This window comes from Devosia sp. CAU 1758 (genome assembly GCF_054482695.1).
Window position 1 is genome coordinate 834,384 of the sequence record NZ_JBTLRJ010000002.1, and the last position, 7,221, is coordinate 841,604.

Here is a 7,221-nt window from a genome sequence, read left to right on the forward strand (position 1 = left end):
TCCCCCCCCCCCCCCCCCACGCCATTATTGCCGAGCGCATGCGAGGCTCTGGACTCCGATTTGTCACCGATTTGGCCTTTCTCTTTATTCAATGATTCAAGATTCAGATTCAGGGCCACTTTTTGCCAATCGGATCAGTCGCTTACGGCGCCAAAAGTGAGTTTTTGGGCGGGATAGGGGAGTAACTGGGCGGTTTGGGGTGAGAAACTGGGCGCGTAAAGCGGGGAAATGGGCGGTTTGAGGTGAGGAAGTGGGCGCCGACCGTACTCTGAAACACCCAAGGTGAGTTTTTGGGCGGCATGGATTTGGCTAGTCCTCATCGCCAGCAAAACTGATTTGCTCGACCTGACGGCTCCAGCGGGCTTCGCGGCCCACGCGAGAGCGTTCGCGCTCGATATGGGCGGCTTCAATCTGTGAAGCCGTCTTCCGGTCCCAGCTCAGGATCAGCCTCTCGACCATGCGGCCCTTTTTCACCGTGGCCACACGAACCACGAAGTCGGTCAGGTGATTGACCTCCTCAAGAGCGGGTTTCAGGGCGTATTTGTTGAAGTCGGCGAAGCGGGCGAGCTTGCCTTCTGGCACACCCAGATAGGAGCGGAAGGCATCGACGTCGATTTCCTCGAACTGCCGCATCATGCCAATGCGCCGCTCGATCATCTCATAGAGCCGGATCGAGTATTTCGAGCGTAGGGCATACATGATGTGCGACTTGATTGTCGCCCAGGCGCGGCTTTGCGTGATGACAGCGAGGAGGTCCGGCGGAAACGTGTAATAGAAATAGCCGTTGTCCTTTTCCTCCTCGGCATTGGTGCCCAGCAGGTGAATCCGGTAGGTGGTCATACCGCCTGTATGCGGGTCGCGGGCGCGGATTTTCGCCCAGGCACTCATCAGGTTGTCGAAGGCCTCGTCCAGCCGGTCATTGCTATCATGCGAACCCCGAAGCGAAGCCTTGAGAACCTTGTGCACCGGCCGGGTTCGGATGTCGTTCCAGGCATTGGCGAGCAGCTGATTGTAGAGGATGGATTCATTGCGGGTGAGCGGCGTCAGCTCGATGATGTCGACAAGCTCGCGCGGCTTGATGATCTTGCCCCAATTGGTGGGATCCAGCGGGTGGCCGGTAACCTTGATGTCTGTGGCGAGCAGGGGTGCGGTTGTCGGGCGGGATGCGACAGCAGGTTTGGGGAGACGGGTATCCGGTGAACTCACTTATCCGACTGTGCCGTTCTTGGGTGAGCCAGTCAAGAAAAGTGTTCACCCGTAGGCACTTACCATAACTCTCGCCCAATTCCTCACTTATCGAATCGGTGCAGGCAAGGGCATGCCTGATGCGACTCCATCGCCGCCCAATAACTCACTTAAGCGAGTCAAGGAGAGGTTCGGCATCGTCCCTAGGTTTGTTCGTCGTGAAACGATCCTCATTTAGTCATTAGACCTACTGACCGCGTCTGATATAATCCATATAGAGGCAGTCTATGGATTAGGGCCGACCAAATGCCTAAGAAGCGTATTGAAGAGGACCTTCAGCCACCGGTTTCTGAGCGCCATGTCAAGAAGGGGCAAAGGGCGGTCGCATTGGCGCGGAGGTCGGTGCCGACGCCACAGAGAAAAACTACTCCGCCGCGGGTGAAGGCGGCACTAATGGCAATCAGCGGTTGCCTAAAGGACTCCGGCACTAGAAAATTCTCGAAGACTACATTCGCCGAGGCGCACAGAATAGCATCAACTCTAGTAGAGGATTTTCCATATCCTGACTTTTCGCCCCAAGAGAAGGTTTCTATTCTTTATGGCGCGTTAAAAAAAGCAGATTTTTCGCGTGTTGATGCGCATTTTGATTTACTTGTAGGCGCTAACACTAAACCAAATACAAATTTTTATTTGCAGTTCTCAGAGGCTATATGGTCTTATTTGCGGGAAATTGGGGTGGGGCGATTTCCGCGCCCACCGAAGGAGCCCGTGAAAGATCAGCCCGACAAAACCCTAGCTTATCGTCAGCTACCCGACAGCCCTCCGCGGTACTGGCCCAAACGGCCTAAAGGCGCGGCGGGGCAGGGAGTTGCGGAATCTCTTATTGAATTCCTGAGAGACGTCTACGGACCTTACTTCCCCCATTGCCGGACGAACATGCGGTCGTATTTGAGAAGGAATGACCCTTCCCTCTATCAGGCTATTAATGACTTTGAACGCAGGAACTCGCTTCCTGCGGAACTATATATGCCAACGCGGCCGGATCGGGTGAGGGAGCGCCTCCAACGGGCAGTGGAAGGAGGCTATGATGAGCTCACTCCGGTAGAAAAACACTCTGTCCGTCGGAAACTTCAGCGCATGGACCAAAAGCCATAAAACTTTAACTCCAAAGATTGACATACATTGGAGTAAGGTCAATGATGATGTCGCCGTCGTGGCGCATCATGGAGGTGACAATGGCTCTTACTCCCCACAACGATAACAACCTGTCTCCCACACCCAAGCTCTTGAGCTTGAAAGCGGTGCTTGAAAAGATTCCCTATTGCCGTGCGCACATCTATCGCATGGAGGCAAAGGGGGACTTCCCTCGACGGGTGCAAATCGGCAAGCGGCGCATCGGTTGGTGGGAAACCGATATCCAGGGTTGGCTCAGCGAGAGGCCATACGCGGAGCCCAGGCCGGACGACGAGTAGATCTCTCTTTATACAGCGCAGCTAACGATGAAAGCGCTGCCCGTTAAGGGCGCGCTTTTTCGTGCGCCGAATTCGCATCTGTGTGATCCCAAAACCGAAGAGGGAACGGGGTTTAGGTCCCGTATTCAAGTAAAAGGGACCGTGGATAGCATGCGGGTATCCGGCGAAACGGCCTGCAGTTAAGCGGTTTAAATACCGCGGCTTTGCAAGATTTTGTGTTCTCCTCCTCCACTTCAGCGCCCTGACGTTCTGCGAGAGCGTGAACGCGCTTGGCACCGCGCACGCGCCATTGGGCTAGATAGCGGTGCTTGGATGGTCGGACGCAAAACGCGGAGACCGATGGGGCGGGGTCGTGCCGCACAATGGAGTCAGTCGAGATGTGCTCGGGGTGAAGCCAGGCTTTTAGTTTTCTAGGACACCAAAGGCGCGGCCGGAGCGGACGCGTTCACTTTCTGTGGATTTTGTGCCAGTGTGGAGCCGTCTCACTTCGTCTCATAGAAGGTCACATCTTTGTTGGTACGATTGTTGGTACCATTCAGCTTCTTGGAAAATTGTTAGTTTATTTACAAGTGCTTAGACGGCTATTTCGATTCCCTTCACCCGCTCCAAAATCCCGCCCCACACCCGATGGCCGTCAGGTGCCTTGCTTGCAGCCTCGCTGCGGCCAGCGAGCGGTATTGCGAGCATGGAGGCGCAGCATGATCGGCAATAACGATGCGCATCCGGCTCCACTCGTGGTGGCGTTTTCGCGACTGCTCTTTCTGGCATTGCTGCTCGCCCTTTGGTGGCTGGCTTCCCAATCCGTCACCCGCAACATCATTCCCACGCCGCTTGAAACGGCGCTGGCCGCCGGACGGCTCTGGTCAGAGGGCCGGCTGCCATCGGCCCTGCTGACCAGTCTTACCACCTATCTGGGCGGCTTCGGGCTGGCCGTCACGGTCGCCCTACCCCTGGGCGTGATCATGGGCGCCTTCGGGCTCCTCGGACGGACGCTTGAAATCTATGTCTATGCGCTGGCTGCCACACCCCGGGTGGCCTTCATTCCTCTCATCATCGTGCTGCTGGGCCTGGGCGTCGAGGCCAAGCTGTTCGTGGTGTTTCTGGGGGCGGTCATGCCGATCATCATCAATAGCTATGCCGGGGTGCGGCAGGCCAACCGGGACCTTGTGGAAATGGCGCGCTCGGTGGGTGCAGGCCGCGTCCGCATCTTCGCCGCCATCGTATTGCCCGGCGCGGTCCCCTATATCCTGGCAGGACTGCGCATCGGGGCGACCATCGGGCTGATCAATACGGTAGTAGCCGAACTCTATACGGCGGTCACCGGCCTCGGCGGGCTGCTGGCGCTTTACGGCAATACCTTCCGCATGGCCGAATACTTCGTGGTCGTACTCACCCTTTCGGCCATTGGCGTGGTAGTCACCGAAGGCTTGCGTCTCGTCGAAAACCGTCTTACGCGCTGGTCTCGCTGATTTCTCAGACTGGATTGTTCAGGCATGTCCCCCGCCCTCAAACTGCTCCTTGCGCCTCTGATGCTGGCCAGCCTTCTGACAGGCGGCGCTCAGGCGCAGTCCGATGCGCCGTTCCGGCTGATCGTCACCCATCTCGAACCGCCGCTGGTGCCCAATTCGGTCATGGACCTTGCAGTGACCCTTGGCTATTTCGCGCGCGAAGGGGTCAATGTCGAGCTGGTGCGCGTGCAGCAGACGCCATCGGCGCTGGCGGCGCTGCAATCGGGTGAGGGCGAAATGGCCAATGTCGGTGTCGATGCATTGCTGCAGGCCATTGCCGCCGGCGCCCACGATTTTCGCGCAGTTGCCTCACCCAACAAGTCGCTGCCCTTCCTGATAGCGGCGCATGACGACATCGACTCAATTGCCGCGCTCGAGGGCACCAGCTTCGGCGTCGGCCGCATCGGCAGCCTCGACCATTCCCTTTCTTCCCTGGTGCTGTCGCAACTGGGCGGCGACATCGAGACAACGCAGATCGTCAGCCTGGGGCAGCCTAATGTGCGCGCCCAGGCACTGCTTGCCGGCCAAATCCAGGCCACCACCATGTCCATCGGCACCTGGAGCCTGCCCGACACCAGTGGCCTACATGTGCTGGTGGATCAGGAGGCCTATTATGCCGCCGCGCCGCTGGTCAACAAGGTCAATGCAGTGACCGGCACAGTGCTGTCGGAGCGTCCGGAGGATGTCGCCGCCGTTATCCGCGCCCTGATCCGCATCAGCCGCGATTTCGCCGCCGATCCGCAACTCTGGGTGGCTGCAATGGCCGACGCCCTGCCCGATGCCGACATCCATATGCTCGAGGAGCTCGCAGAGAACTTTGCCGTGAGCTGGAGCGTCAATGGCGGAATGAGCGCCGATGAACTGGCCTATACGGCTGACTGGCTCCATGGTACGGCGGAATTTGCCGGTCTGCAAACTCCTCCGCTGGAAGCGTGGGTGGATTTCGCACCTGCCGATGGCGCCCTTGCCGTGCTAGGCGTTGAGCCCGGCAAGGATCCGGCGGACCGATGAACCGGAAGGGGCCCGCATTGGGCCCATCGCGCCGGCCCGGGGAAGCAGGCCGCTCGATCCGCTTTGCGGGTGTGACCAAGGCTTTCGCCCGCACCGGGCAGGAGCCGACACTGGCAATAGACGCCATCAATCTTGAGATCCCGGCCCGGCAATTCGTCGCCATTCTCGGCCCATCGGGCTGTGGCAAGAGCACGCTGCTACGCTTGGCCGATGGGCTGATCGAACCCGACAGGGGCCGGATTGAAATCGGGGGCGTCGCACCCATACCCGAACTCGGCATTGGCCTGGTGTTCCAGAATTTCCGCCTGATCCCCTGGCGCAATGTCGCGGACAATGTCGGTTTCGTGCTGGAAGCCGGCGGTTTCCCCGCCGCGGAACGCGACGCACGCGTGCGGGCTCATCTCGACAAGGTCGGCCTGAGCCAATGGGCAGGCCATTTTCCGGCCCAGCTCTCGGGCGGCATGTGCCAGCGGGTGGCGCTGGCCCGCGCACTGGTCGGCGCTCCGGACGTGCTGCTCATGGATGAACCCTTTGCCAGTCTCGATGCGCAGACGCGGGAATTGATGCAAGAAGAATTGCTTGCACTCTGGGACCGTCAGCGTCCCACCATCGTCTTTGTCACTCACAGTGTTGATGAAGCGCTGCTGCTCGCCGACCGGGTGCTGGTGATGGGAGGGGGAGCGATCCTCGATGATCTGGTCATCGACCTGCCGCGTCCGCGCACCATGGCAAGTGTCGCGGGCCTGCCGCTTTATGCAGAATTGCGCGTCCATTTGTGGGCGCAAATCCGGCAGCTTGTCCTGGCCGATCCGGCCTCGGCCTTTTTCGGACGACAAGGGGACAGGCCGGGGCATGACGCTGACGCCTGAGCCTTTCTACCCCAAACCGCCGCGCCCCAGGCAATGCCGCACAAGAGTTCTGTGCGTCCATGATGGCGCCGGTTAAGGCAATATTCCCCACGGGCTTCTACGTAGTTCCCCACTAGGGGGATCCGTATGCCATTTGCTGTTCTCAACGTCCGGCCCAGCCGGCAAAAATCACTGGCCATGGTGCGGATAGACAACCGCAACAAGGACCTGGCCTTCAGCGCCATTGGCCGCACCGTATTGCTCTATGCACCACGCGACGAAGCCCGGCACGGCTATTTCGGCAAGGCGGAAATTGCGGGCGTGCGGCTGGATGCGACCCATCGCCGTTTCATGTTTCTGGACCTGTACGCCATTGAAACCTTTGCACGGACTATCCGGCTCGAAAACGTGGCCGAGCCGCTTGAATCGTTGGCGTACCGCCCCGATGGCAGCATTGCCTTCAGCTATTTCTCCACCGGCATCCGTCTGCTCTGTGCAGATGACCAACAAGCGATAGACCGAATGGAAAACGCGCTGGCGCAACCACGGGGCTTCAGGGCGCCGGCTCAGCCGGTCCTTTCGGCGCCACCAGGCGACAGTGCGGCACGCCCGCGGATCCTCCGGGACGTGGCATTGCGCGACGCACAATTGCGCTGGGTGGTGCTGGAGCATTATGGCTCCGCCTGCGCGGTCTGCGGCAGCAATCACGGCGATGCCGAGCGGGGGCTGTACGAGGTGGAAGTATGCCACGTTCAGGCGCTCAAATTTGGCGGCCCCGATGTCATCACCAATGCGCTGCCCATGTGCCGTACCCATCACTGGGCCTATGACATCGGATTGTTTACGCTGGCGCCGCAGGGACAGATCCTGGTCAGCAACCGCATGACGCCCGATCTGCGCACGCGCTTTAACGGCCGCAGCAGGGCCTGGTTCGCCGAGGCCGCAGCCATCCGCCCGGCGGCCGAACATTTGCGGTTTCATCGCGAGATGGTATTTCAGAACTAGCGCTGGAACGTCAAAGATCCGAGACCCTTGAATGACAAAAGCCCCCGCTTTTGGCGGGGGCTTTTGTGATTGGCATCGTTGTTGAGACTTAGGTGTTTTTTGCAGACCTTGCAGTGACCTACTCTCCCAAGTCTTGAGACTTAGTACCATTGGCGCGGAGGGATTTGACGGTCGAGTTCGGGATGGGATCGG

7 protein-coding genes and 1 rRNA gene are annotated in these 7,221 nt (G+C 59.2%); 6 read left to right on the forward strand and 2 right to left on the reverse strand.

Annotation, left to right across the window (positions count from 1 at the left end):
• Positions 1–309: 309 nt before the first annotated feature.
• Positions 310–1,206, reverse strand: coding sequence for a RepB family plasmid replication initiator protein (locus ACXYMS_RS10065; RefSeq protein ID WP_458905905.1), 897 nt, complete (start codon positions 1,204–1,206; stop codon positions 310–312).
• Between the two features lie 285 nt (positions 1,207–1,491).
• On the opposite strand from ACXYMS_RS10065, the gene ACXYMS_RS10070 reads away from it, so the two are divergent.
• From ACXYMS_RS10070 to ACXYMS_RS10095, 6 genes are all read left to right on the forward strand, one after another.
• Positions 1,492–2,340 carry a hypothetical protein gene (locus tag ACXYMS_RS10070; protein ID WP_458905907.1) on the forward strand — a complete coding sequence of 283 codons (849 nt, stop codon included), beginning with the start codon at positions 1,492–1,494 and terminating at the stop codon, positions 2,338–2,340.
• A gap of 41 nt (positions 2,341–2,381) precedes the next feature.
• Positions 2,382–2,657 carry a helix-turn-helix transcriptional regulator gene (locus ACXYMS_RS10075; RefSeq protein WP_458905908.1) on the forward strand — a complete coding sequence of 92 codons (276 nt, stop codon included), beginning with the start codon at positions 2,382–2,384 and terminating at the stop codon, positions 2,655–2,657.
• 698 nt (positions 2,658–3,355) lie between these two features.
• On the forward strand, positions 3,356–4,126 hold the full coding sequence (locus ACXYMS_RS10080) for an ABC transporter permease (RefSeq protein ID WP_458905910.1): 771 nt from the start codon (positions 3,356–3,358) through the stop codon (positions 4,124–4,126).
• A 24-nt stretch (positions 4,127–4,150) separates the two neighbouring features.
• Positions 4,151–5,176 (forward strand): ABC transporter substrate-binding protein, encoded by a 1,026-nt coding sequence (locus tag ACXYMS_RS10085; protein WP_458905911.1) that lies wholly within the window; start codon positions 4,151–4,153, stop codon positions 5,174–5,176.
• Complete coding sequence (locus ACXYMS_RS10090; protein ID WP_458905913.1) at positions 5,173–6,045, forward strand: ABC transporter ATP-binding protein; 873 nt, start codon at positions 5,173–5,175, stop codon at positions 6,043–6,045. Before ACXYMS_RS10085 ends, ACXYMS_RS10090 begins: the two co-directional genes overlap by 4 nt.
• A 126-nt stretch (positions 6,046–6,171) precedes the next feature.
• On the forward strand, positions 6,172–7,029 hold the full coding sequence (locus ACXYMS_RS10095; protein ID WP_458905915.1) for an HNH endonuclease: 858 nt from the start codon (positions 6,172–6,174) through the stop codon (positions 7,027–7,029).
• Between the two features lie 105 nt (positions 7,030–7,134).
• Here ACXYMS_RS10095 and rrf read toward each other — a convergent pair.
• A 5S ribosomal RNA gene (rrf, locus tag ACXYMS_RS10100) occupies positions 7,135–7,221 on the reverse strand; the annotation flags it as partial.